The organism is Pseudoxanthomonas spadix BD-a59 (assembly GCF_000233915.3).
In the GTDB taxonomy this organism is placed as follows: Bacteria; Pseudomonadota; Gammaproteobacteria; order Xanthomonadales; family Xanthomonadaceae; genus Pseudoxanthomonas_A; species Pseudoxanthomonas_A spadix.
In genome coordinates this window covers 850,980-876,243 of sequence record NC_016147.2, presented here as the reverse complement: position 1 = coordinate 876,243, position 25,264 = coordinate 850,980, and the positions used below count along the sequence as shown (strand labels likewise).

Below are 25,264 nucleotides of genomic sequence, written 5' to 3'. Positions count from 1 at the left end.
GGCCCGCGCCGGCCGGCGCGGGCTCAGCGCTGCGGATACAGCGGCGGCAGTGGATCCGGGTCAGTGGTCCCTGCACGCGGGCTGATCCACCTGGGCCCGCCTGCAAACGCCTCGCGCAGCGCAGTGCGCGCCTGGGTGCCGTCGCCGCCGGCCCAGCGGGCACGGCGCAGGCTGTCCAGCGCCCGACGCTGCGCCGGATCGGCCAGCCGGGCGGCCACCGCGTCCAGATCGCGCGCCGGTGGCGGCGCCATGCCGACCAGCACCTGGCCCACTTCGTCCAGGGTGCCGGTATCCAGCGCCCGGCGCAGGTCGGGCAGGCCGAAGCGCGCGCGCGCTTCGGGCGCAGGCGCAGGGGCGGGCGCCACGCGCGCGACCGCACGCGTCGGCGCGCGCCGCGCTCGCAGGAAGATCCAGCCCAGGGTCAGCAGCCACAGCAGCGCGAAACCGCAGGCGGCCAGCATCCAGAGCCGGGGATCGCGCAGGCCGCTGGCCGGCGCCGTGGCGGTGACCACCGAGCTGTCCTGGCGGCCGCTGTCCTGCACTCCGGTTGGCACGCTGGCCGCCGCCGGCTGCGGCAGGGTCGCATCGGCGAAACTGCCCGAGCCCGCCGCGACCTCCAGCTGCAGGTCCGGCAGTGACGCGGTCCTGGCCCGATCGGCCTTGACGTCCCACCAGTCCATCTTCAGGCCCGGCAGCGCCAGCCTGCCGGCGCCGTTGGGCACCAGCGAATACTGACGGGTGACTTTCACCACGGGCGTGGGGCCGTCGAAGCTTTCGGCGAACTGCGGCGGCTCGGCGAATACCTGCGCGCCGTCCACCCTCGGCGTGGGCAGCTCGGGCAGCTGCGCGCGGGTGGCGCCGCGCGCGGTGGCTTCGACCGCGAAACTGCTGGCCTGGCCGGCCTTGAGCTGGCGCGGGGTGCTGGCATAGCGCAGGCGCAGGTCGGCCAGCGGCAGCCACGGCTGCGGGGCGTCGGCCGGCTGGGCCTGCACGTGCAGGGTCTGCTCCTGGCCGACTGCGCTCAGGTCGCTGCGCTGGCCCATGCCCAGCATCGAATCGAACAGTCCGCCGCCGCCGGCACCGCGCCCGGAGAACCGCGCCGCCGGCAGGGTCAGGTTGCCGCTGCGGTCGGGCACCAGCAGGAAGCGCCGTTCGACCACGCTGTAGCGCCGGCCGTTGACCTCGCGGGTGGACTGCACGTCATCGCCGACGCGCTGCAGCGAGGTGCCCTGCGGCGGATCGATGTCCAGCTGCCCGGACACCAGCGGCACGGCGTAGTACAGGCGCAGGGTCACCCCGACGGTCTGCTGCACGTAGGGCGTCAGGTCGTCGACCACGGTCTCGATATAGGCGTTGGCGTTGCCCGGTTGCGCAGCCGGGGCCTCGGTCACGCGCAGGCCCAGGATCGGCGTGCGTTGGCCCTGGATGTCCAGCGCCGGCACGCTCAGCTCGCCGGTGCGGCGCGGCTGCAGGGTGATGGCCAGCAGGGTGCTGCGGCTGACCCGGCCGTTGACCATCTCCATCCGCCGGCTGCTGGACGTGTCGACGACCTCGAAGTCGCGCTGCAGCGGGGCCAGGTCAGGCTGGCCGATGTCCTGGTCGCTTTCGATGTTCAGCACCACCGGCTGGCCCATCGCGGTGCGCGAGCGGTCCAGCCAGGCGCGCGTGGCAGCCAGCGCCGGTGCAGCGCTGGCCAGCAGCAGGACCAGTGCCAGCACGACCCTGGACGACAGGCACGCGGCGGCCCGCTGGCCATGGGCCTGCCCGAAAGCGGCGGCTCGCATCATTCTCCTTCCCTCTGGCGTCGCTGGTATTCGAGCTGGAACTTGGCCTTCAACAGGCCGCCCGGGTCGTCGGGCACGCGTCGCAGCCAGGCTTCGGTGGCCTGGCGCTGTTCCCGCTCGGCCGCGGTCTCGGGTCTGGCCTGCGCCTGCCCGGGCTGCGCTGGATCCTGGCCGTTGCGCTGCATGGCCTGCTGCATCCTGCGCCGTTGGGCCTGGTCGGCGGCCTGCTGGCGTTGCTGCTGTTCGGCGGCCGACTGGGGCGGGTCGGCCTGGGCGTCGGAGGCCGGGTCCTTGCCGTCCTGCGGCTTGCCCGGATCGGAGCTGTCCTGGGCGGGCTTCTGGTCGCCGGGATCCTGCTGGCCCTGGCCACCCTGCTGCTGCGACTTGTCGCCCTGCTGGCCGCTCTGCGACGGCGGCTTGTCCTGGCCCTTGCCCTGCTGGCCGCCCTGCTTGCCCTGCCCGCCCGGCGGCGGCGGCTTGCGCGCGGCCTGGACTGCGGCGCGGTTGGCGATGGCGTCCTCCATGCCGGGCTGTTTTTCCAGCGCGGCATCGTAGGCGGCGATGGCCTGGTCGTACTGGCCCTGCCTGGCCAGCGCGTTGCCCAGGTTGTACAGGCCGTCGGCGCTGTCGATACCCTGAAACTGCGCCTGCGCCGCGGCAAAGTCACCCTTGCGATAGGCCTGCGCGCCTTGTTCGAGGCGCTGCTGGGTCTTCTGGTCGGCGCGCGCCCACCAGTCCACAGCCGCGGCCGCGGCCGGCTGCGCCACCGGCAGGGTCACGCACAGCAGCAGCGCAGCCAGCACGCCACCGCGCCGGAAGCCGAGCAGGCACACCAGCATCAGCAGCGGCAGGAACCAGTAGCCCTGGTCGCGCCAGGCGATCCCCTTCTCGCCCTTGGCGGCGCTGGCGCTTTCCGATTGCGGAGTCAGCACGCCCAGCGCCTTGAGGTCGCCATCGCCGGCAGTCAGTGCCTGGTAGCGCCCGCCCCCGGCCGCGGCCAGGCGTTGCAGCGAAGCGGCATCCAGTTGCGCGCGCCCGATCCTGCCATCGGCATCGCGGTATGCCGCGCCGGTCGGCGTGCCCAGGCCCAGCACCGACACGTTGAAGCCGGCGCTGGCCGCGCGCCGGGCCGCGCCTTGGGCTTCGCCGTCGGCATGGTCGGTCAGCAGCAGGATCTGGCCCCGGTCGAACCCGGCCCGGCGCATCAGCGCCTGCGACAGCGCAATGGCCTTGCCGGCATCGCTGCCGGCGGCCGGCATGATGCCCGGGTCCAGCGCATCCAGAAACAGCGCCACGTTGGCCGCGTCATCGGTCAGCGGGGCCACGGTGAAGGCCTCGCCCGCGTAGACCACCAGCGCGACCTGGCCGCCAGCGCGTTCGCGCAGCAGCGTGGCCAGCTTGGCCCGCGCCTGCAGCAGGCGCGAGGGCGGCAGGTCGTTGGCGTTGATCGTGCCGGACAGATCCAGCGCGATCACCAGCGGTGCGCGGGTCTGCCACAGCGGTTGTTCGTCCTGGCGCCAGCTGGGCCCGGCCAGCGCGACGCTGCCCAGCACCCAGGCAGCGATGCTGCCGAGCAGCGCCAGCCGCTGCCGACGCCCGCCGCCCGCCTGCAGGTGCGCCAGCAGGTGCGCGTCCACCAGTCCGCGCCAGGCGTTGGCGCGGCGCTGGGTCTGTTGCCACAGCCACCACAGCAGCGGCAGGGCCAGCAGCGCCAGCAGCCACCACGGCCGCAGGAAGTGGAACTCCTTGAACCCGGTCACGAACCATTCCCAGCCGCCGCGGTTCATCGGCGCAGTCCTCGCCAGGCCAGGGCCAGCAGTCCGCAGCCCAGGGCCAACGCCAAGGGCAGCGGGTAGCGTTCGATGCGCGGCTGCACCGCGCGACCAGGGCGCGAGATCGGCTCGATCCGATCCAGCTCCGAATAGATGCCCACCAGCTCCTCGGTATCGCGGGCGCGGAAAAACCGCCCGCCGGTGGTGTCGGCGATCGCGCGCAGGCCCTCCTCGTCGATGTCGTCGGCCCCCTGGCCCGGCAGGCGCATGCCGAACACCGACAGGCCGGCCCCGTCACCGCCGAAGGCGATGGTGTGGATGCGCACGCCCTGGTTCCTGGCCAGCTCGGCGGCTTTCTGCGGGTCCAGCGCGCCGGCGGTATTGACCCCGTCGGTGAGCAGGATCAGCACGCGCTGGCCGGCCGGCTGCTGGCTCAGGCGCTTGACCGCCAGGCCGATCGCATCGCCGATCGCGGTCTCGCGCCCGGCCAGGCCGCTGACCATGTCGCGCAGCTGGTCGCGCACCGAATCGCGATCCAGGGTGAGCGGGGCCACCGTGTAGGCCCGGTTGCCGAACACCAGCAGGCCGACCCGATCGCCAATGCGCCGATCCAGGAAGTCGGCCAGCACCGCCTTGGCCGCGGTCAACCGATCGACCGGGCGGCCGCCCAACTCCATGTCCGGCTCGCGCATGCTTCCGGAAAGGTCCACTGCCAGCATCAGGTCGCGTCCGGCCTGCGGCGGGGTGATCGCCGCGCCCAGTTGCTGCGGGCGCGCGGCGGCCAGGCACAGCAGGACCCAGGCCAGCGCCGCCAGCCAGTTCACCCGCAGCCGGCGCACCGAAGCGCCGGTGGTGGCGATGCCGTCCAGGCGCTCGCCATAGGGCACGCGCAGCGCCGGCGACTGGCTGCGCGCAGCCGGCGCCAGCCAGGCCACCAGCCACGGCAGCGGCAGCGCCAGCCACATCCACGGCCAGGCAAAGCCGCCGAACACCTGCCTGAATTCCTGCAGCCATTGTGCGGCCAGGCTCATCGCCGGCCTTCCATCAGCTGCACGAAGCGCGCGCGCGCGAGCTCGCGCAGCTGTTCAAGCTGGCGCGGATCGACCCGCCGCCGGTAGCCGCCGTCCTCGAGCAACCGGCCCGGACCGGCACTGAATGGCTGGCCGTTGGTGCCGTCCAGGAAGGTCAGCCAGGCCTGGCCCTGCAGCCGGTCGGCATGGCGATCGACGTTGCGCGCGGCGCGGCGCAGCAGTTCGGAGGCCGCGGCCACCTGTACCGGCGGCGCCGACGCCGCATCGCAGTCGCGGTCGAACAGCGCCGCCCAGCGCCGCCGGCGCGCGCGCCGGCGCTGCTGCAACAGCAGCGGGACGCCGACCGCCAGCGCGATCACCAGCAGCGCCAGCCACCAGCCCGGCGCGGGCGGCCACCAACCGGGCGCAGGCGGCACGTGCACGTCGCGCAGGACCAGCGGTTGCGGCGCGGCGGCGATCATGCGGTGGCCGGCGCCGGCGCGCGCCCCAGCAGCGGCAGCCAGGCGTCGCTGGCCGCATCGGCGCGCAGCGCGAACACGCGCACCCCGCGCGCCGGCAGGTACTCGAGCGCGGCGTGCAGCGGCTGGACGAATTCGCGCCCCCAGCGCTGGCGCTGCGCGGCATCGCCCAGGTCCAGCTCGACGCGGTGGTCACCGGACTGGAAGGGCAGCGTGGCCTTGGGCGGGGCCTGTTCCAGGGCATCGGTCAGCAGCAGCACGATCACCTCGTGGTGCCCGGCCAGCGACGGCCAGCGGATCTGGGGCACTTGCGCCACGCTGCGCGGATCGGCCAGCACCACCAGCCGCGAGCCGGGCCGCAGCACGCGCTGGGCGTGTTCCAGGGCCGGCGCCAGGCCCAGATCGTCGTCCGGTCGCTGTGCATACCAGCGCATCAGGCCGTCCAGGGCCCGCAACGCGCCGCGGGTGCCCGAGGCCGGTGGCACCGGCGCCTCGCGCCCGGCGCCGCGCAGCACCGAGATCCGGTCGCCATCGCGCACCGCCGCCCAGGCCGCCAGCGCCCCGGCACGCGCGGCCTGCACCGACTTGAAGCGCACCCGGGTGCCGAAGTACAGCGCCGGCGCGGTGTCGGCCACGATCAGGGTCAGGCGCTCGCGTTCGGCCTGGAACAGCTTGGTGTGCGGCTTGCCGCTGCGCGCGGTCAGCCGCCAGTCGATGTGGCGGGCATCGTCTCCGGCCACGTATTCGCGCGACTCGGCATACTCCATGCCGCGCCCGCGGAGCGGCGAGGCCGCCGGCCCGGTCAGGTGATGGCTGCCGCGCCGCGCCGCAGGTCGGCGTTGGGCCAGGGCACGCAGCTGGATCAACTCGGCCAGGGTTGGCCTGAGGCCGTCGCCGACCCCGGGGACAGGGGAACCTGGCGCGGGAACGCGTCCATCGGCAAGGACACTTCGGCGCCTGCGCGTGCTCTCGCCGGACCCCGGTTCCGGGTCCCGGGTCCCGACGCTCATGGCAACGGCACGCGTTCGATCAGTGCCTCGACCAGGCGCGCGCCATCCCAGCCTTCGGCCGTGGCTTCGTAGCTGGGCAGCACGCGGTGGCGCAGCACGTCCGGCGCCACGGCACGGACGTCTTCCGGGGTCACGTAGTCGCGCCCGGCCAGCCACGCATTGGCCCGCGCGCAGCGTTCCAGGGCGATCGAGCCGCGCGGGCTGGCGCCCCAGGCAATGCGCCGGGCCAGCGCCGCGTCGTAGCGCGCGGCATCGCGCGAGGCCAGGACCAGCTCGATCAGGTAACGCTCCAGGGCCGGCGCCATGTGCAGTTCCAGCACCTGCCGGCGCGCCGCGAACACATCCTCCAGCGGCATGCGCGCCAGCTGTTCGCCCGCCGCCGGTTCCAGCGCGTCGCGCGCACGCTCGCGGGCCAGGCGCAGGATTTCGGTCTCGGCCGAGGCCTCCGGGTAGCCGATCTTCACGTGCATCAGGAAGCGGTCCAGCTGCGCCTCGGGCAGCGGGAAGGTGCCTTCCTGCTCGATCGGGTTCTGGGTGGCCATCACCAGGAACAGCGGCGGCAGCGGATAGGTGTGCCGGCCGACGGTGACCTGGCGCTCGCCCATGGCCTCCAGCAGCGCCGACTGGACCTTGGCCGGGGCGCGGTTGATCTCGTCGGCCAGCAGGATCGGATGGAAGATCGGACCGGCCTGGAACTCGAAGCGCCCATCCTGCGGGCGCCAGACCTCGGTGCCGGTCAGGTCGGCCGGCAGCAGGTCGGGAGTGAACTGCACTCGGGCAAAATCGGCCTCCAACCGCGCCGCCAGCGCCCGGATCGCCATCGTCTTGGCCAGACCCGGCGCACCTTCGACCAGCAGATGCCCGTCGGCCAGCAGCGCGATCAGCAGCCGGTCCACCAGCGCCTGCTGGCCCACGATGGTCTGCGACAGCGAGGCCCGCAGCGCGATGAAGGCCTCATGCAGCCGATTGTCCGAAGTCGCCTGGGGCACAGGCGCCGCAGGAGGAAGCACGTCGGGGGAAGAGGCCATTGGGTGTCTCACAGTCAGGACCAATGCGGGATTGGACCGGCGCCAGTCTGCGGGGTTCCGCCCTGCACCATAACCCGAGATCCGGGTTTAACGAAGGCCCTGGCGTCCGTGGTCCGCGCGATGGCCCCCTATCGGCTGACGGGCAACCGCACATCCCAATGGGAAACGGGACCCGAAGGTCCCGTCCATGTGGCGTCAGCCGCCGGTGCCGCTACTGACGAACCGCAATCACCTTCGGCGTCACGAAGATCAGCAATTCTGCCTTGTTCTTCTGCTTGCCCTGCTTCTTGAACAGGTTGCCGAGGAAGGGGATGTCCGCCAGGAATGGCACCTTGGCCACCGAGGCGTCGTCGGTGAATTCGTAGACACCACCGATCACCACGGTCTGGCCGTCCTCGACCAGTACGGCCGTGTTGATCTCGCGTCGATTGAGCTCAGGCACGGTCCCGTAACCCGGAAGATCGATGTAGCGGGCAATGTCGTCCTTCTTGACGAACATATTCAAGAAAATGCGCCCATCATGCGTGATGGTCGGCGTGACCTTCAGCTCGAGCAGCGCTTCCTTGAACTGAACGTTCGGTGTGGCGGCCGTGCCCCCGGTCCCACCGGTAATGGTCACATAGCCCACTTCCCTGCCCTGCTTGATGTCACCTTCGCGCTGATTGGCGGTGATGATTCGTGGATTGGAGATCACCTCGCCACGGCCCTCTTCCTGCAGCGCGGAAAGTTCAACATCCAGGCTGAAATTGGTCCCGAGCAAGGTGTAAGCCAGACTCGCGGCATTGCCATTCGTATAAGTGCCTGCAGGCAGGTTCACGTTGTAGGCATCCGGAAACTGGCGATCATTGCCATTGGCGATGTTCACGACATCGGCTGTGTTGCCACCGATGATCTGGGTCCGATCGCCGACCCGGGTACCAGCCACGCCGAATCTTGCTCCCAGATCACGCGCGAAGGTGTCCGTCGCCACCACGATCCGCGCCTCGATCAGCACCTGGTCAACCGGGCGATCGATCACGCCGATCAGCTCGCGCATCGAAGCGACCTTCTTCGGAATGTCGCTGATCATCAGGGTGTTGGTCCGCTCGTCGGCCACCAGGCGACCGCGCTGGGACAGAAAGCCATTCTCGTTGTTGCTGCCAGCACTGCCACTGCCACCGCCGCCGCTGCCGCCAATGCCCTTGGCCTCGGTCAATGCCTTGTGGATTTCGGTTGCGCTGTGGTAATTGATCTGGACGTAATCGGTAATCAGGTCCTCGCGGTTCTCGATCGCGATGCGCGCGTCTTCCTTGTCCTGCTCGAACTTGGCCAGCTCAGGCTGCGGCGCGACCCAGACCACGCTGCCATCGCGGCGCTTGTCCAGCCCCTTTGCACGCAGGACGATGTCCAGCGCCTGGTCCCACGGCACGTTGACCAGGCGCAGCGTCACGCTGCCCTGGACCGTGTCCGAGGCGACGATGTTGAGGTTGGACTCCTCGGCGATCAGCTGCAGGACCGTGCGCACCGGCACGTCCTGGAAGTTGAAGGTCACCGGCTTGCCTGAGTATGGCTTGACCGCCGCCACGCCCAGCTGCGCCGAGCCTGCGACCTGGTTCGAGGCGGCACCGACCGCCAGCTTCCCCGTCCTGGGGCTGATCTCGACCACGTATTGGTCTTCGGTCTGGTAGGCCAGCGACTCGACCACGCCCTTGATATCAAGCACCAGCTGCGACCCCTTGCCCACAGCGTGCGCATCGATGCGCTGCACCGGCGTCGCAAAATCGATGACGCTCATCGGCTTCTGCAGCGAGGCCGGCATGGCCACATTGGCCAGGTCCACGATCACCTTGCCTTCCTCGGTGCGCAGGTCAGGCGATGCACCCTCGCGGTCGAACTTCAGGATCAACCGCCCCGATCCGTCTTCCGCGCGGCGGAAGTCGATGTCCGAAACCTGCACCGCACTGGTCTGCGCAGCACCGCCGGGCGTGGAGGGCTGCGCGGCGAATGTCGGCGCAACGCCGGCCACGGCGGCAATCGCCAGTACCAGTGCGTATTGCCAGTGGGTGGCCGCGCGCCGCAAAGGCCGCTGGCTACGAGCGTTGGAAGCGGTCATCGTGTATCCCCTAATCATTGATCTAACGTCACAGCAGCTGGACGCTCCAGCCAGCCGCCGGCACCGTCTGGCACCAGCTCAACAAGATCGACGCGGTCGGCTTGCACATCGGTGACCCGGCCATCGCTCTGGCCCATGTAGTCGCCCGGAGAAACGCGATAGGTCACCTTGTCCGGCGCCATCACCAGCGCGACCAGTCCGGGACCGCTGCCGATCGTCCCCACCATCTTCAAGCTGTCCAACGGATACTGCTCGAGCGTTTCCTTGCGGCGATTGGGGTCCGGGCGCAGGCCACCGGCGTCGGTGGTGCTCCAGGCCGCGCTGAACGGGTCGCGCAGTCCCTGCGCCGCATATTCAAAGGTCTCGAACTGCTGCATGACCGGCAACGGCTCCAGGGGCGGTGCCGGGCGTGCGCGCACGTTGGCCACCCAGTCCTCCAGGTTGGGCGCATCACCAGGGGTGCTGGTGATGCCGCGGGTGCAGCCGGCCATGGCCAGCGCGGCAACAGCGACCGACAGGCGAAGCAGCATGACCGAGAAGGCGCGACTCATGGCTGTGCTCCTGCAGGCCGCGTGCCGGCGGCCGCCTTCTCCTGCGCGGCGGTTTCTTCCTCGTCCATGTAGCGATAGGTCTTGACCGTACCGGACAGTTCCAGGCTGCCGTTGCTGGTGGCGCCGGTCTTCGGGTCGACCGGCTGCAGCGAAATGTCATGCATGGTCAGGATGACCACGCGCGGCAGCGACGCCACGCCACTGACAAAGGCGCCGAACTGGTGGTAGCTGCCCACCATGCGCAGCGCGATCGGCTTTTCGACGTAGAACTCCTTGGGCGTTTCCGGGCCGGGCTGGAACAGCTCGTTGGTCAGGCCACTGGACAGGGCAGTCTGCGAGATGTCCACGATCAGGTCGGGCATCTCGGTCTTGCTCGGCAGCTGGCGCAGCATCTGCTGCAGCACCTGCTCCATTTGCGCCAGCTGCTGCTTGAGTGGCTGCAGGTTTGCCGCGCGCCCGGCCTTCTGCTCGAACTCGGCGCGCAGGGTCGATTCCTGGCTCTCAAGGCCCTCCAGTTCTTCGCCCTGGCTACGGAACACCAGCAGGTAGGCCAGGATCAGGATGAACAGGCCGACGAGGGCACAGAACCCGATCTTGTAGTTCTGCGGCCAGCCGCCGATATTGCTGAAATCCAGCTCGTTGAGCTTGACTTTCTTCTGACTCATGACGACGGGCTCCCTTGCGTCTGCGTGGGGGCTGGCGGAGGCGTCGTGGTGGCCGGCGCGGCAGGCGCGCCCGGGGCCGCCGGCGTTGCGGTCGGGTCAACGACCGGGACCGCGCCTGGATCGGCAGGCGTGGCCAGCTCGACTTTCAGGGTGAACACATAGGGCAGCGCGCGGCCAGCAATCGGTGCAGGCACCGGCGCCCCACCGGACTGGCCTTCGGCCTTGGCCTCGATGATCGACAGGTCTGGTTTGGTCATCCAGCCCGAACCTTCCAGATTGCGCATGTAGGTACTGACCCGCGCGTTGGACTGCGAGCGGCCCTGCAGGGTCAGGATGTTGCCGTCCTGCTTGAGGCTGGACAGCACCACCCCATCGGGGATGGTGCGCACCAGCGAATCGAACAGGTGCACCATCTGCGAGCGGTTGGCCTGCAGCTCCTCGATGACCTTCTTGCGCGCCAGCAGGCGACCCTTCTGCTTGTCCAGTGCATCGATTTCCTTGATCTGGGCATCGACCTCGGTGATCTTGCCCTGCAGGAAGGCGTTGCGTTCCCTCTGGCCGTCGATCTGGCCGTTGTAGTAGAACCAGATGAAGAGCGCCAGCACGACCGCGATGGCCGCGGCCATGCCCAACATGCCGTAGAACTCCTTCTGGCGCTGCGCGCGACGTTCCGCGCGCCACGGAAGAAGATTGATCTTTGCCATCAGTCGAAGCTCCGCAGGGCCAGGCCGGTGGCGATCATCAGCGCCGGCGCATCCTGCGCCAGCGCATGCGCCTGCACGCGTGGACCCAGGGTCATCTGCGCCAGCGGATTGGCGACCACGGTCGACACGCCGAGCTGCTCCTCCACCATCTCCGGCAGGCCTGTCAGGGCCGCGCAACCGCCGGCCAGGACGATCTGGTCGACCCGATTGAATTCACTCCCTGCATAGAAGAACTGCAGCAGGCGGCTGATCTGCTGGACCGTGGCTTCCTTGAACGGCTCCAGCACCTCGACCTCGTAGCTTTCCGGCAGGCCGCCCTGGCGCTTGGCCATGCCGGCTTCCTCGTAGGTCAGGCCATAGCGACGCATGACCTCGTCGGTGAGCTGCTTGCCGCCGAAGACCTGTTCGCGGCTGTACAGGCTGCGGCCGCTGCGGATCACGTTGAGGGTGGTCATGGTGGCACCGATGTCCACCAGCGCGACCACGCCGTCATGCGGCACCGGCAGATCGCCCGCCAGCAGCGCAAAAGCGTTCTCGACCGCAAAGGCCTCCACGTCCATGACCTTGGCGGTCAGTCCACCGAGTTCCAGCGCGGACTGGCGCAGTTCCACGTTCTCCGAGCGCGAGGCGGCCAGCAGAACCTGGACCATTTCCGGGTTGCTGGGCAGCGGCCCGAGCACCTCGAAATCCAGGTTCACTTCCTCGATGGGATATGGAATGTAGTTGACTGCCTCGAGCTCGATCTGGGCTTCCATCTCGTTCTCGTCCAGCTCGGCGGGCATCGGGATGATCTTGGTGATCACCGCCGAACCGGCCACTGCAGCGGCGGCATTCCTGGTCTTGGTTCCGGCCCGGGTCACCGCACGGCGGATGGCCTCGCCGACCGCCTCGACCTCGACGATGTTCTTTTCCACCACCGCATTCGGCGGCAGCGGCTCCACGGCGTAGTGTTCCACGCGGAAACGATTGCCGACCCGCGACAACTGCAACAGCTTGACCGCAGTCGAGCTGATGTCCACGCCGATCAGCGAGGACTGACTTTTCGGGATGAGCCCCACGGTGTATCCCCTTCCGACCGGCGGAACCTGAGCGAGCGGATTCAGCCCACCCTCACATTAATAATGAATTATTCACAACCCGCAAGCACTTGTACAGCAACCCGTGACGCCTTACGCGTTCTTGTAAGGATGTCGCCCAAGTGTTTGTTTCCCCCAAGGAAGCCAACCCCGCTTCCGGAAGCATCTATACTCCCGTGCCACGAATTGTGCAATCGGAAGCTCCCTGATGTCCCGTTTCCGCCGCCTGCTGCGCTGGGCGATTGGTCTGTGCCTGGTCGGCGCCCTGGTGGGCGCGGTGATTCTAGGCTTCTTTTATTACTCCATTTCGTCCAGGCTGCCCTCGATCCAGTCCCTGCGTGATGTCCAGTTGCAGGAACCGATGTACGTCTATGCCAGCAATGGCCAGCTGATCGGCATGTTCGGCGAGACCCGACGCTATCCGGTCGCCATCGACCAGGTCCCCCGGAAGGTCCAGCAGGCCTTCGTGGCGGCCGAGGACGCCAACTTCTACACGCACCGCGGGATCGACCCGAAGGGCATTTCGCGGGCGGTGTGGCAGACCCTGACCCGGGAGGGACGGGTGGCAGGTGGCAGTACCATCACCCAGCAGGTGGCGCGGCAGTTTTTCCTGAGTTCCGAGTACAGCTACACCCGCAAGCTGGCCGAAATGCTGCTGGCCATGCGCATCGAGGCGATGCTGAGCAAGGACCAGATCCTGGAGCTGTACCTCAACAAGAGCTTCTTCGGCAATCGCGCCTACGGCGTCGCCGCGGCGGCCGAGTTCTACTACGGCAAGCCGCTCGAGGAGCTGACCCTGGCCGAGGCGGCGACCTTGGTGAGCTCGCTGAAATTCCCCTCCAGCGGCAATCCGATCAGCAACCCGGTGCGCAACCAGCAGCGCAGCGTGTACGTGATCGAGCGCATGCGCGAGGACGGCTACATCACCCAGGCCCAGGCCGACGCCGCCAAGGCCGAGCCGCCGCACGCCGCACCGCACGAGCGCCCGGTGGAAGTCTATGCGCCGTACATCGCCGAGATGGTGCGCCAGGAAATGCTCGCCAGGTTCGGCGGCGACGTCCTGGAAAAGGGCTACCACGTCACCACCACGATCGACCCGCTGCTGCAGCCGGCCGCCGACAAGGCGGTGCGCGACGGCCTGGCGGTGTACGACCACCGCCATGGCTGGCGCGGCGCGGAGAAGCATGTCGACCTGGCCTCCGATGCCGACGCCGAGTCGCTGGCCGCGCACCTGGCCGGGATCGCCTCCGAAGGCGGGCTCGACCCGGCGATCGTCGCCGGTACTTCCGGCGACAGCGCCACGGTTGTCACCCGCGACGCGCGCCAGATCGTGCTGGGCGCGGCAGCCAGCAGGTGGACCGGCCGCACCCCGGGCAAGCTGCTGGCACGCGGTGACCTGGTCCGCGTCGGTGCCAAGCGCAAGGCGCTGGCCGATGCCGACAGCAAACCCGCCCAGCCCGATGCCACGGCCGAATACGTCTATACCCTGGAGCAACTGCCGCAGGCACAGTCGGCGCTGGTTTCGCTGGACGCCAACAACGGCGCGATCCGCGCGCTGGTCGGCGGCTTCAGTTTTGCCGCCAACAAGTTCAACCGCGCCACCCAGGCGCGGCGCCAGCCGGGTTCGAGCTTCAAGCCGTTCCTGTATTCGGCCGCGTTCGAAAAGGGTTTCAACCCGCTGTCGATCGTGCTGGATGCGCCGGTGGTGTTCCGCGACCGCCGCGGGCATGTCTGGCGCCCGGGCAACGACGACGGCAAGTTTGCCGGTCCCATGCGCCTGCGCGAGGCGCTGGTGCGATCCAAGAACCTGGTCTCGGTGCGCTTGCTCGATGCGATCGGCGTGGACTTCGCACGCAAGTACATCAGCCAGTTCGGCTTCGACATCGCCGAGCTGCCGCCGAACCTGTCGATGGCGCTGGGCTCGGCGTCGCTGACGCCGATGTCGATGGCGCGCGGCTATGCAGTGCTGGCCAACGGCGGCTCGCTGGTGACGCCGTGGCTGGTCGATGTGGTCAAGGACCGCGACGGCAAGGTGGTGTTCAAGGAAAACCCGGCCACCGCCTGCCGTGCCTGCGGTCGCCATGGCGCCAACGCGCCGGCGCCGAGCCAGGTGGTCGATGGTTTCAACTTCGGTCCGGTGCAGACCCAGCAGCCGACCAGGCCCGCGCCGCTGGCCACCTCCGAACCCGACCCTGCCCCGCAGACGCCGCCGCCGGGCACCAAGGTGGCGCCGCGTGCGATCGATGAGCGCACCTCCTACCAGCTGGTGTCGATGATGCGCGACGTGGTCCGGCGTGGCACCGGCACCGCAGCCAACGTGCTCGGCCGCGAGGACACCGCCGGCAAGACCGGCTCGACCAACGACCACCGCGATGCCTGGTTCTCCGGCTTCGCCGGGCCATACGTGACCACGGTGTGGGTGGGCAGGGACAACTTCCGCTCGCTCGGCTACCGCGAATACGGCGGCAAGGCCGCGCTGCCGATCTGGATCGACTACATGCGCGTGGCCCTGAAGGACAAGCCGATCACCCCGAATGCGCCGCCCGAGGGCATGGTCGAGGTCACCAGGAACGGCGCAACCGAATGGATCAAGATCGAGGATCTGGAGCGCATGCAGGGCGATGATGCGCTGCAGGACGAGAACGCCACCGACGAGGCCGCGTTCGACATCTTTTGAAGCCAGGAGTGAGTGGGGAGGAGTGAGAAGTGAGCAAAAGCAAAAGCCCAATCCATCTTTCGCTCACTTCTCACTCCTCCTTGCTCACTGCTCGAAGCCAGAGGCCCGCCATGCACCACGCCCGCCAGCACGCCCAGATCCACACAGCCGAGCGCCGGCGCCGGCTGGCCCACGAAGCAGCCCGCCTGATCGCCGAAAGCGGCATCGGTGACTACCAGCTGGCCAAGCGCAAGGCCGCCAGCCGGCTTGGCATCCACGACGATGCCTCGCTTCCGCGCAACCACGAGGTCCAGGCGGCGTTGCGCGAGTACCAGCGCCTGTTTGCCGGCCCGGATCATGCCGCACTGCTGCGCCGGCTGCGCCAGGCCGCGTTGCAGGCGATGGAGTTCTTCGCTGCGTTCTCGCCGCGCCTGCTGGGGCCGGTCCTGGACGGCACCGCCGATGCGCGTTCACCGGTGCAGCTGCACCTGCACAGCGATGACCAGGAAGCCGTTGCCCGTTTCCTGGACGACCAGCGCATTCCGGCCGATGTGCGCGTGCGCCGGCTGCGCATGGACCGCCAGCGCAATGCCGAGGTCACGGTGTGGGGTTTTGCCGCCGACGGGGTGCACTTCGAACTGGCCGTGTTGCCGCGCCAGGCATTGCGCCAGGCGCCGCTCTCGCCGGTGGACGGACAGCCGATGGCGCGTGCCTCGGCTTCCCAGCTCGAGCGCCTGCTGGCCGTCTGAGGGGCGCAGGGGGTCCATGGGCGCGATGGGGCTGTTCCGGGGAAGCCCCATCGCGCCCATGGTGCGCTCCTGCGCGCCTGTTGGTCCAACATCGTCCGGTCCGGACCACCTGCCCCGCTATACTTGCCGGCTTCCTGACCGCTCATCAGCGCCCGTGCCGGCGCCACCGCCATGTCCGATGTCTCCCGCGAAGCCGCGCGCCGCCGCACCTTCGCCATCATTTCCCATCCCGACGCCGGCAAGACCACCCTGACCGAAAAGCTGCTGCTGTTTGGCGGTGCGATCCAGATGGCCGGTTCGGTCAAGGGCCGCAAGGCCGCGCGCCATGCGACCTCGGACTGGATGGCGCTGGAAAAGGAGCGCGGGATCTCGGTGACCTCCTCGGTGATGCAGTTCCCGTACGAGGGCAAGATCGTCAACCTGCTCGACACGCCCGGCCACGCCGACTTCGGCGAGGACACCTACCGGGTGCTGACCGCAGTGGACTCGGCGCTGATGGTCATCGACGTGGCCAAGGGCGTGGAGGAGCGCACCATCAAGCTGATGGAAGTGTGCCGGCTGCGCGACACCCCGATCATGACCTTCATCAACAAGCTCGATCGCGAGGGCAAGGACCCGATCGAGCTGCTGGACGAAGTGGAAACCGTGCTGGGCATCCAGTGCGCGCCGGTGACCTGGCCGATCGGCATGGGCCAGCGCCTGAAAGGCGTGGTCCACCTGATCACCGGCCAGGTGCACCTGTACGAGCCGGGCCGCAACTTCACCCGCCAGGACTCGACCATCTTCGCCTCGCTCGACGCTCCGGGCCTGGCCGAGAAGCTCGGCCAGGCGATGCTGGCCGAGCTGCGCGACGAGCTGGAGCTGGTCCAGGGCGCGAGCAATGGCTTCGACCTGGACGCCTACCGCGCCGGCCGGCAGACGCCGGTGTTCTTCGGCTCGGGCGTGAACAACTTCGGGGTGCAGCCGCTGCTGGATTTCTTCGTCGAACACGCCCCGCCGCCGCAGCCGCGTGCCACCACCAGCCGCCAGGTGCAACCGACCGAGGACAAGCTGTCCGGCTTCGTGTTCAAGATTCAGGCCAACATGGACCCGCAGCATCGCGACCGAGTGGCGTTCATGCGCGTGTGCTCGGGCAAGTTCACTGCCGGCATGAAGGCCTTCCACGTGCGCACGGCCAAGGAGCACAAGCTGGCCAACGCGCTGACCTTCATGGCCTCCGACCGCGAGATCGCCGCCGAAGCCTGGCCGGGCGATGTGATCGGCATCCATAACCACGGCACGATCTCCATCGGCGACACCTTCACCGAAGGCGAATCCTTGAGCTTCACCGGCATTCCCAACTTCGCCCCGGAACTGTTCCGCCGCGCGCGCCTGCGCGACCCGCTCAAGCTCAAGCAGCTGCAGAAGGGCCTGGCCCAGCTGTCCGAGGAAGGGGCGACCCAGTTCTTCCGCCCGCTGATGAGCAACGACCTGATCCTGGGTGCAGTGGGCGTGCTGCAGTTCGAGGTGGTCGCCTACCGGCTGAAGGACGAATACGGCGTGGATGCGATCTTCGAGCCGGTCGCGGTCACCACCGCGCGCTGGATCGAGTGCGCCGATCCAAAGAAGCTCGAAGAGTTCCGCGAGAAGAACGCCGCCAACCTGGCCATCGACGCGGCCGGCCAGCTGGTGTATCTGGCACCAACCCGGGTCAACCTGCAGCTGGCCCAGGAACGCGCGCCGGAGGTGATCTTCCGCGCGACCCGCGAGCACGCCCACAGCGCGCTGGCCGACTGATCCAGTCGGTCAAACGGCAACTCGGCTGCACACCCGGGCTGAACACGACTTGGCAGCGGTGCAGCCTCTCCGCCCATTCTCACATCTGGCCGGGAATGGGCTGCGATAAAGTCAGGACATGGCGCTGCAGGCACATCCCAAGACCAACGTCCGCGACGAGATCGCCAGTGCCCTGACCCACGGCCTGGGCGCGATCGCCGCGCTGGCCGGCGGCGCGGTGCTGATCACCCTGGCGGCGCTGTATGGCGATGGCTGGCAGCTGGGCACGGCGATCGTGTTCAGCGTGACCCTGTTGCTGCTGTACGTGGCCTCCACGCTGTATCACGCCATCCAGCATCCGATGGCCAAGGCGCGGCTGCAGGTCTTCGACCATTGCGCGATCTACCTGCTGATCGCCGGCACCTACACGCCGATCCTGCTGATCGGGCTGCGCGGGCCCTGGGGCTGGGGGATGTTTGCTGCGGTGTGGACGATCGCGCTGTTCGGGGTGGTGTTCAAGCTGTTCTTCACCGGCCGCTTCAGATTGCTTTCCACCGGCCTGTACCTGGCGATGGGCTGGCTGGTGGTGGTGGCGATCGAACCCCTGCTGAAATCGGTCGATGCCTTCACCCTGGGTTGGCTGCTGGCCGGCGGGATCTTCTACACCCTGGGCACCTATTTCTACCAGCGCGACTCGGTGCGCTACTTCCACGCGATCTGGCACCTGTTCGTGCTGGCCGGCAGCGTCTGCCACTTCGTTGCAGTGACCGGCCAGGTGGTGGGACCACGGCTGCATCACGGCGGTTGATCGGCTTCGCGGAGCGTCAGGGCGGGGCTGAATGCCTGCTCCTGCCTTCGCAGCACGTAGACACCCAGGCTGTCGATAGTGGCCCCGCATGAGCCCTGCCAAGCCGCCCTCGCGCAATGTCGCCCGCGCCCATCCAGTCCTGACCGCGCTGGCCATCGCGGCAGTGTTGATCGTGCTGTTGATCGGCTTCTGGGACTGGAACTGGTTCAAGGGCCCGGTGGAGCGGGCCGTGGCGGCCAACACCGGGCGCGCCTTCCATATCGACGGCAACCTGGACGTGGACCTGGGCCGCATCACCACCATCGGCGCCGATCGCCTGCGCCTGGCCAACGCCGATTGGGCGCGCAAGACCGCGCCGGAGATGGCCACTGCCCAGCGCCTGGAACTGGACGTGGCACTGGGCCAGCTGCTGTTCCAGCGCAGCCTGTTCCTGCCGGCGATCCGCATCATCCAACCGGTGCTGGAACTGGAATCGCGCCCGGCCAGCCAGGGCGGTGGCAACTGGGTGTTCCAGGGCGACACGCCCGATGACGGAAAAGGCGGCATGAGCCCGCGCTTTGGCGCGGTCGTGGTCGAGCGCGGGCGCCTGCACTATCTGGATGCCGCCAACAAGACCGACCTGCAAATCCAGGCCAGCAGCGGCAAGCCCAACGCGCAGTACAGGGCACCGCCGATCGACCTGACCGGCGCCGGCCGCTGGAGCGAGAACCCGTTCACCCTGGGTGGACGCATCCAGTCGCCGCTGGACCTGGCCAACAGCCAGCGCCCGTATCGCGTCGATCTGCATGCCGCCGCCGGCGACACCAAGGCGCGCGCGCGCGGCACCTTGGTCGACCCCCTGCACCTGCGCCAGTTCAACCTGCGTCTGGCGCTGTCCGGGCAGAACCTGGCTGACCTGTATCGGCTGATCGGCGTGGCCCTGCCCGAATCACCGCCGTATGCCATCGACGGCGACCTGGCCCGCGATGGCCACACCTGGCGTTACGACCACTTCGCCGGCAAGGTCGGCGACAGCGACCTGGCCGGTTCGACCACGGTGATCCTGGGTCGACCGCGCCTGAAGCTGCAGGCCGATCTGGTGTCCGAGCGGCTGGATCTGGATGATCTGGCTGGCTTCATCGGCGCGCCGCCCGAAGGCGGTGCCGGCGAAACCCGCAACGCCGAGCAGGAATCCAGGGCCGCCAGGCTGGCCGCCGACCCACGCGTGCTGCCGCAGGATCCCTATGACCTGTCCAAGCTGCGTTCGATGGATGCCGACGTCCGCCTGCAGGCCGGGCACATCAACACCCGACTGCCTCTGGACAACATGGAGGCGCACCTGCTGCTCAACGACGGCCTGCTGCAGCTGCAGCCGCTGGACTTCGGCGTCGCCGGCGGCAAGATCCGCTCGAACATCGGCATGGACGCGCGCGCCCCGACCATCCGCACCCGCGCCGACATCCAGATGCACACGCTCGACCTGGGCCGGTTGTTCCCCCAGGCCCAGATCGCCCAGGCCGCCACCGGCCGCATCGGCGGACACGTTCGCGTCGACACCACCGGCAACTCGATCGCGCACATGGCCGGCAACGCCAACGGCGAGGTGGCGGTGGGCATGGGCAAGGGCCAGATTCCGCAGCTGCTGGTTGAACTGGCCGGCCTGGACGTGACGCAGTCGCTGGGTTATCTGTTCAACCAGGACAAGCAGGTGCCGATCCGCTGTGCCTTCGCCGACTTCGGCGTCACCAACGGGCTGATGCAGACCCGCAGCATGGCCTTTGACACCACCGACACCATCGTGCTCGGCAGCGGCCAGATCGATCTGAAGGACGAATCGCTGGCGCTGGAACTGAACCCGCGTCCCAAGGACCGCAGCATCCTGAGCTTCCGCACACCGCTGAAGATCGGTGGCACGTTGAAGGACCCCTCGTTCCACCCCGACCCGGGCAAACTGGGCCTGCGCGGCGCCGTGGCCCTGGCGCTGGGCGCCATCGCGCCGCCGGCGGCCCTGCTGGCCACCATCGACACCGGGGCCGGCCAGGACAGCGACTGCGGTGGCAAGTACGCCAAGTAGGCGACCGCGCTCAGGAGGCGATGTAGCGCTGCAGCGCGTCCAGATCGGCCTGCTGGTCCTCGATCACCGCCTTGACCAGGTCGCCGATCGACACGACCCCGATCACCCGGCCCTCCATCACCACTGGCAGGTGGCGGAAGCGGCGCCTGGTCATCACTTCCATGCAGTGGGCCACGCTCTGCTGCGGTTCCACCGTCACCACCTCGGTGGTCATGATCTGCTCGACCCGGGTGCTGCGCGAGGAGCGCTCCAGCAGCACCACCTTGCGCGCGTAATCGCGCTCGGACAGGATCCCGACCAACACCTGGCCGCGCATCACCAGGACCGCACCGACACCATGCTGGTCCATCTTGCGGACCGCCTCGAACACCGGTTGATCCGGTGTCACCGTGACCAGTTCAGCGGTCTTGCCCGCCAGCAACTGCCTGACTGTGCGCATGGCGCGCTCCGTCTGCTTCGGTTGGCTCGAAGGATACGCCTTCGCGCGCCGGCTGCCACTGCTGGACCAGGTACAGCGGCCGCTGCTTGGCTTCCTCGTAGAGCCGGCCCAGGTATTCCCCGATCAGGCCCAGCGCGATCAGCTGGGTGCCGCCCAGGAACAGCACCACGGTCATCATGCTGGGCCAGCCGGCGACCGGGTCGCCATGGGCCAGCGCGCGCGCGATGACGATCACCGCGTAGACGAAGGACAGCACCGCCACGATCAGACCCAGGTAGGTGGCCGCGCGCAGCGGCGCGGTGGAGAAGCTGGTGATGCCTTCCAGGGCGAAGTTCCACAGCTTCCACGCGCCAAACTTGCTGCGCCCGGCGATGCGCGCCTGGCGATGGTAGGGAATGGACAGCGGCCCATAGCCGACCCAGCCGAACAGGCCCTTCATGAAACGATGGCGCTCGCGCAGTTGCCTCAGGGCCAGGTGCGCACGCGGCGACAGCAGGCGGAAATCGCCGGTGTCGGCCGGTATCGGGGTCTTGGACAGGCGCCCGATCAGGCGGTAGAAACCGTGCGCGGTGAAGCGCTTGAGCCAGCCTTCGCCATCGCGTTCGACCCGCGTGCCAAAGACGTTGTCATGCCCTTCGCGCCAGGCCGAGACGAACTGCGGGATCAGCTCCGGCGGGTCCTGGCCATCGGCATCCAGGATCATCACCGCGCTGTCCTCGGCGACCAGGTCCAGGCCGGCGGTCAGCGCCGCCTCCTTGCCGAAGTTGCGCGACAGCCGCAGCAATTCCACCTGCGCGTCGCGGGAGGCCAGTGCCTGCATGGCCTCCCAGGTGCGGTCGGTGCTGCCGTCGTCGATGTACAGCACCCGGGTGGAGACGGCATCGAGCCGGTCCAGCACCGCGCGCAGGCGCTGGTGCAACCGCGGCAGGGCTTGCTCCTCGTTGCGCGCGGCGATCACCACGGTCAGGCGGTCTTGGGCCATCAGCTCACTCCAGGGTCTGCAGGTAGCCGATACCGCCGATCTGGCGGGTCTGGCGCTGGATCCAGGCCGCGCGGCGGGAGACGTACGGGCCGGGGCGCACCGCGCTGTAGGTGCGCGGCGCAGGCAGCACCGCGGCCAGGCGCGCGGCCTGCTCGGCGCTGAGCCGCGACGCATCCACGCCCCAGAAGGCGCGTGCGGCCGCCTGCGCGCCATACACGCCATCGCCGAACTCGGCGATGTTCGCGTAGACCTCCAGGATTCGCCGCTTGGGCCACAGCAGCTCGATCAGCATCGTGTACCAGGCCTCGACGCCCTTGCGCAGGTAACTGCGCCCGGACCACAGGAACAGGTTCTTGGCCACCTGCTGGCTGATCGTGCTGGCACCGCGGACCCGGCCACCGCGCGCGTTGTGGGCGCGCGCCTTCTCGATGGCCTGCAGGTCGAAACCGGCATGGCTGGCAAAGCGCTGATCCTCGGCGGCGACCATCGACAACGGCAGCGCCGGGGCGATCTGGTCCCAGTCGCGCCATTGGTAGGCCGGATGGAAGCGCCACTGGCCCTGGCCCCACGCTTCGAACTGCCGGGCGATCATGAAGGCCGACACCGGCGGATCGACGAACCGCAACACCGCCACCTGCAGCGCGCTGCCGGCCGCGATCAGCAAGGGCAGGGCCAGCAGCCAGCGCAGCCAGCGACGCGGTCGGGCGATGGCGGGCATGGGGTCGATGGCCGGGCTCCTGCGCGATGATGCGGAAGCGGCAATGTTACTTGCTGGTTCCACTGCGTTGACGGCCAGGATCCGGCGCCGCCTTGGAAAGTGCCGCGGCCGCCCGCACGCTAGGGATTCTGACGGACCTCCAGGCGAGGCCGCTGCCCTTGGATGCACCCGTGAACTCGATCCCGTCTTCAGACGACCTGCGTACCCGTTTCCTGCTCCCCCAGGCCGGTGTGCGCGGGGTCAGCGTGCGCCTGCGCCAGGCCTGGGCCGACCTGCGCGAACCGGCCCATTACCCGCCCCGCGCCCGGGACCTGCTCGGCCAGGCCGTGGCGGCAGCGGCACTGTTCACCGGCCACGTCAAGATCGACGGGCGCCTGTCGGTACAGCTGCGCAGCAGCGTCGGCCTGCGCACGCTGTTTACCGAGTGCACCGCCGCCGGCACCGTGCGCGGGATTGTCCAGCTGCGAGATGGCCACGACGCGCCTGCCGACCTGACCGCACTCGGCGACGATGCGCTGCTGGCCATCACCATCGAGAACCCCGGCCTGGACCCGCGCGAGCCGCAGCGCTACCAGAGCCTGGTCGAACTCAGTGCGGCCACGCTGGACGCTGCCTTCCAGGATTACTTCCTGCGTTCGGAACAGCTGCCCACGCGCTTGCTGCTGGCCGCCGACGGCGACCAGGTTGCCGGAATCATGCTGCAGAAACTGCCCGGCGACGAAGGCGATGCCGACGGCTGGCAGCGCGCCGGCATGCTGTTTGACACCCTGGGCCGCGGGGAACTGCTGGCCACCGCGCCGACCGCGCTGCTGCACCGGCTTTTCCACGAAGAGTCGGTGGTGGTGCTGAACCAGCAGCCGCTGCGCTTTGCCTGTTCGTGCTCACGCGAGCGGGTCGAAGGCATGCTGGTCTCGCTGGGACGCGAGGAGGCCATGGCCGCCGCTGAGGAGGGCCAGGCCGAGATCCGTTGCGAGTTCTGCGGCCGCCGCTATCACTTCAGCCCGGATCAGATCGCACAGCTGTTCGAAGGCGCACCGCTGTTGGCCAGTGGCTCCGAGCGCCTGCAATGATGTGCGACCGGCACCGGCCTGGGGTGCGCGACCGGAGAACCGGCCAGGACCGATGCGCTCGATGCCCGCGCGGTGTGCCGGTTTGCTGATCACCTGGGCGGCCCGGGAGTGGCCACCTCACTGGCAAGAACAACGGTGCCAGACCGACTCGCCAGCTGTTTTTCCTGCGGCTCTGAGATGGTGGGCCGTGATGGATTCGAACCATCGACCAAAAGATTAAAAGTCTTCTGCTCTACCGACTGAGCTAACGGCCCGGACACTGCGGCCCCGGCCTTGCGCCGGGCCGGGAATTTTACCGCATCGCTACGCCGATGCGCGAATCGCATCTATCACGCCCGATCAGGCGTAGCGCGTCGGATCGGCCACGCCGGCCTCGGCAAAGCCGGCCGCGCGCAGGCGGCAGGCATCGCAATGGCCGCAGGCCCTGCCGGCCGCATCGGCGTTGTAGCAGGATACCGTGCTGGAAAAATCCACGCCCAGCGCCACCCCTTCGCGCACGATCTGGGCCTTGCCCATGAACTGCAGCGGTGCATGCACGACGATGCCCGCCCCTTCCACGCCGGCCTTGGTCGCCAGGTTGGCCAGCGTCTGGAAAGCGGCGATGAACTCCGGCCGGCAGTCCGGGTAGCCCGAGTAGTCCACCGCGTTGACGCCGCAGAAGATGTCGGCCGCGCCCAGCACCTCGGCCCAGCCCAGTGCGATGGACAGCATGATGGTGTTGCGCGCCGGCACGTAGGTGACCGGGATGCCCTCGCCGCCCGGCTCTTCACCGGTCCGCACGGGCACCTGGATGTCATCGGTCAGGGCCGAGCCGCCGATGCTGCGCAGGTCGACATTGACGACCTTGTGCGCGGCCGCACCGAGCGCGGCGGCCATGCGCGCGGCCGCGTCCAGTTCGGAGGTGTGGCGCTGCCCGTACTGCACACTCAGGGCGTAGGGCACAAAGCCCTGCGCGCGGGCCATGGCCAGGACCACGGCCGAATCCATCCCGCCGGAGACGAGAACCACTGCATTTTTCATGGGCGTTTGTTCTTGCCGGCTCGAGCGGGCGGGGGATGCATAGCCTAGTACGGTACTAGCGCCAGGACGCGCGGCCGGTGACTCAGCGACCGGGTTCGTCGTTCCACAGCAGCTTGTGCAGCTGCATCTGAAAGCGCACCGGCAGACGATCTTCGACGATCCAATCAGCCAGATCGCGCGGACTCAACTGATCCTTGGACGGCGAGAACAGCACGCTGCAGCGGCCGGACAACGCGTGCTCGCGCACCAGTGCGCGCGCCCATTCGTAATCGCTGCGCCCGCACAGGACAAACTTGAGCTGGTCGCGCGCGCTCAGCAGCGCCAGGTTCTGCCAACGGTTGCGGTGTAGCTCGCCCGAGCCCGGCGTCTTGATGTCGACCACCCGTGACACCCGCGGATCAACCTGTGAGACATCGATCGCGCCGGAGGTTTCCAACGAGACTTCGTGGCCAGCATCGCACAGGCGCTCGAGCAGGCCGATGCAGCGCTTCTGCGCCAGCGGCTCGCCGCCGGTCACGCACACATGGCGCACGCCCTGGCGCGCGACCTCGGCCAGGATGTCGTCGATCTCCCACCAGGTGCCGCCATGGAAGGCGTAGGCCGTATCGCAGTAGCTGCAGCGCAGTGGACAACCGGTCAGGCGCACGAACACCGTCGGCCAGCCGACCGCATCGGCCTCGCCCTGCAGCGACAGGAAGATCTCGGTGATCTTCAGCCGCTCCTGCGGTGATTGTTCGATATCGCCGGGAAGGGCGGCGGCAGTGGCGTTCATCTCACGGGGCCTCCAACAGGTGCACCACCGCAGACCCCGCAGTGGCGTTCAACGATCTTCAGCACAACAGG

22 protein-coding genes and 1 tRNA gene are annotated in these 25,264 nt (G+C 68.8%); 6 read left to right on the top strand and 17 right to left on the bottom strand.

The genetic code is table 11. From position 1 onward, the window contains the following. Window positions 1-23: 23 nt before the first annotated feature. The 11 genes from DSC_RS03920 to DSC_RS03870 form a co-directional block, all read right to left on the bottom strand. Entirely contained in the window at window positions 24-1,784 is a 1,761-nt protein-coding gene (locus DSC_RS03920) for a BatD family protein (RefSeq protein WP_014159833.1), read from the bottom strand. Next, window positions 1,784-3,571 carry a VWA domain-containing protein gene (locus DSC_RS03915; protein ID WP_014159832.1) on the bottom strand — a complete coding sequence of 596 codons (1,788 nt, stop codon included), beginning with the start codon at window positions 3,569-3,571 and terminating at the stop codon, window positions 1,784-1,786. The genes DSC_RS03920 and DSC_RS03915 overlap by 1 nt, the downstream gene beginning before the upstream one ends. Next, window positions 3,568-4,587, bottom strand: coding sequence for a vWA domain-containing protein (locus tag DSC_RS03910; RefSeq protein ID WP_014159831.1), 1,020 nt, complete (start codon window positions 4,585-4,587; stop codon window positions 3,568-3,570). The genes DSC_RS03915 and DSC_RS03910 overlap by 4 nt, the downstream gene beginning before the upstream one ends. Beyond that, entirely contained in the window at window positions 4,584-5,048 is a 465-nt protein-coding gene (locus tag DSC_RS03905; protein WP_014159830.1) for a DUF4381 domain-containing protein, read from the bottom strand. The genes DSC_RS03910 and DSC_RS03905 overlap by 4 nt, the downstream gene beginning before the upstream one ends. Beyond that, the gene (locus DSC_RS03900; RefSeq protein WP_014159829.1) at window positions 5,045-5,911 is read right to left on the bottom strand and encodes a DUF58 domain-containing protein; all 867 of its coding nucleotides are present in this window, start codon (window positions 5,909-5,911) and stop codon (window positions 5,045-5,047) included. The genes DSC_RS03905 and DSC_RS03900 overlap by 4 nt, the downstream gene beginning before the upstream one ends. Window positions 5,912-6,051: 140 nt before the next feature. Further along, on the bottom strand, window positions 6,052-7,083 hold the full coding sequence (locus DSC_RS03895) for an AAA family ATPase (protein WP_043290388.1): 1,032 nt from the start codon (window positions 7,081-7,083) through the stop codon (window positions 6,052-6,054). A gap of 211 nt (window positions 7,084-7,294) precedes the next feature. After that, on the bottom strand, window positions 7,295-9,175 hold the full coding sequence (locus DSC_RS03890; protein ID WP_043290387.1) for a type IV pilus secretin PilQ: 1,881 nt from the start codon (window positions 9,173-9,175) through the stop codon (window positions 7,295-7,297). Window positions 9,176-9,189: 14 nt separating this feature from the next. Then, window positions 9,190-9,705 (bottom strand): pilus assembly protein PilP, encoded by a 516-nt coding sequence (locus tag DSC_RS03885; protein WP_425476612.1) that lies wholly within the window; start codon window positions 9,703-9,705, stop codon window positions 9,190-9,192. Window positions 9,706-9,722: 17 nt separating this feature from the next. Continuing rightward, the gene (locus DSC_RS03880; RefSeq protein WP_014159825.1) at window positions 9,723-10,391 is read right to left on the bottom strand and encodes a type IV pilus inner membrane component PilO; all 669 of its coding nucleotides are present in this window, start codon (window positions 10,389-10,391) and stop codon (window positions 9,723-9,725) included. After that, a complete protein-coding gene (locus tag DSC_RS03875; protein WP_014159824.1) occupies window positions 10,388-11,095 on the bottom strand; it encodes a PilN domain-containing protein in 708 nt (235 codons plus the stop codon). The genes DSC_RS03880 and DSC_RS03875 overlap by 4 nt, the downstream gene beginning before the upstream one ends. Continuing rightward, the gene (locus DSC_RS03870; protein WP_014159823.1) at window positions 11,095-12,153 is read right to left on the bottom strand and encodes a pilus assembly protein PilM; all 1,059 of its coding nucleotides are present in this window, start codon (window positions 12,151-12,153) and stop codon (window positions 11,095-11,097) included. Before DSC_RS03870 ends, DSC_RS03875 begins: the two co-directional genes overlap by 1 nt. Before the next feature lie 226 nt (window positions 12,154-12,379). Here DSC_RS03870 and DSC_RS03865 point away from each other — a divergent pair, with 226 nt between their 5' ends. The 5 genes from DSC_RS03865 to DSC_RS03845 all read left to right on the top strand — a co-directional run bounded on the left by DSC_RS03865 (window position 12,380) and on the right by DSC_RS03845 (window position 20,192). Continuing rightward, window positions 12,380-14,848 carry a penicillin-binding protein 1A gene (locus tag DSC_RS03865; protein WP_014159822.1) on the top strand — a complete coding sequence of 823 codons (2,469 nt, stop codon included), beginning with the start codon at window positions 12,380-12,382 and terminating at the stop codon, window positions 14,846-14,848. A 110-nt stretch (window positions 14,849-14,958) separates the two neighbouring features. Beyond that, window positions 14,959-15,576: a hypothetical protein gene (locus tag DSC_RS03860; RefSeq protein WP_014159821.1), complete on the top strand. Its 618-nt coding sequence runs from the start codon at window positions 14,959-14,961 to the stop codon at window positions 15,574-15,576. A gap of 171 nt (window positions 15,577-15,747) precedes the next feature. After that, entirely contained in the window at window positions 15,748-17,352 is a 1,605-nt protein-coding gene (locus DSC_RS03855; RefSeq protein WP_014159820.1) for a peptide chain release factor 3, read from the top strand. A 118-nt stretch (window positions 17,353-17,470) separates the two neighbouring features. Beyond that, a complete protein-coding gene (gene trhA / locus DSC_RS03850) occupies window positions 17,471-18,139 on the top strand; it encodes a PAQR family membrane homeostasis protein TrhA (protein ID WP_014159819.1) in 669 nt (222 codons plus the stop codon). Window positions 18,140-18,227: 88 nt separating this feature from the next. Continuing rightward, entirely contained in the window at window positions 18,228-20,192 is a 1,965-nt protein-coding gene (locus DSC_RS03845) for an AsmA family protein (RefSeq protein ID WP_014159818.1), read from the top strand. A gap of 10 nt (window positions 20,193-20,202) precedes the next feature. Here DSC_RS03845 and DSC_RS03840 read toward each other — a convergent pair whose 3' ends face one another. The 3 genes from DSC_RS03840 to mtgA are packed head-to-tail and all read right to left on the bottom strand — an operon-like array spanning window position 20,203 to window position 22,331. Then, window positions 20,203-20,631 carry a CBS domain-containing protein gene (locus DSC_RS03840; RefSeq protein WP_043290386.1) on the bottom strand — a complete coding sequence of 143 codons (429 nt, stop codon included), beginning with the start codon at window positions 20,629-20,631 and terminating at the stop codon, window positions 20,203-20,205. Continuing rightward, on the bottom strand, window positions 20,591-21,613 hold the full coding sequence (locus DSC_RS03835; RefSeq protein ID WP_014159816.1) for a glycosyltransferase family 2 protein: 1,023 nt from the start codon (window positions 21,611-21,613) through the stop codon (window positions 20,591-20,593). The genes DSC_RS03840 and DSC_RS03835 overlap by 41 nt, the downstream gene beginning before the upstream one ends. A 4-nt stretch (window positions 21,614-21,617) precedes the next feature. Further along, a complete protein-coding gene (gene mtgA / locus DSC_RS03830; protein WP_014159815.1) occupies window positions 21,618-22,331 on the bottom strand; it encodes a monofunctional biosynthetic peptidoglycan transglycosylase in 714 nt (237 codons plus the stop codon). Window positions 22,332-22,510: 179 nt separating this feature from the next. Here mtgA and hslO point away from each other — a divergent pair, with 179 nt between their 5' ends. Continuing rightward, entirely contained in the window at window positions 22,511-23,401 is an 891-nt protein-coding gene (gene hslO / locus DSC_RS03825; protein ID WP_043290936.1) for an Hsp33 family molecular chaperone HslO, read from the top strand. Window positions 23,402-23,579: 178 nt separating this feature from the next. Here hslO and DSC_RS03820 read toward each other — a convergent pair. The 3 genes from DSC_RS03820 to queE all read right to left on the bottom strand — a co-directional run bounded on the left by DSC_RS03820 (window position 23,580) and on the right by queE (window position 25,193). Beyond that, a tRNA-Lys gene (locus tag DSC_RS03820) sits at window positions 23,580-23,655 on the bottom strand. Window positions 23,656-23,740: 85 nt separating this feature from the next. Next, window positions 23,741-24,421, bottom strand: coding sequence for a 7-cyano-7-deazaguanine synthase QueC (gene queC, locus DSC_RS03815; RefSeq protein ID WP_014159813.1), 681 nt, complete (start codon window positions 24,419-24,421; stop codon window positions 23,741-23,743). A gap of 82 nt (window positions 24,422-24,503) precedes the next feature. Next, a complete protein-coding gene (queE, locus tag DSC_RS03810) occupies window positions 24,504-25,193 on the bottom strand; it encodes a 7-carboxy-7-deazaguanine synthase QueE (RefSeq protein ID WP_014159812.1) in 690 nt (229 codons plus the stop codon). Window positions 25,194-25,264: the final 71 nt, after the last annotated feature.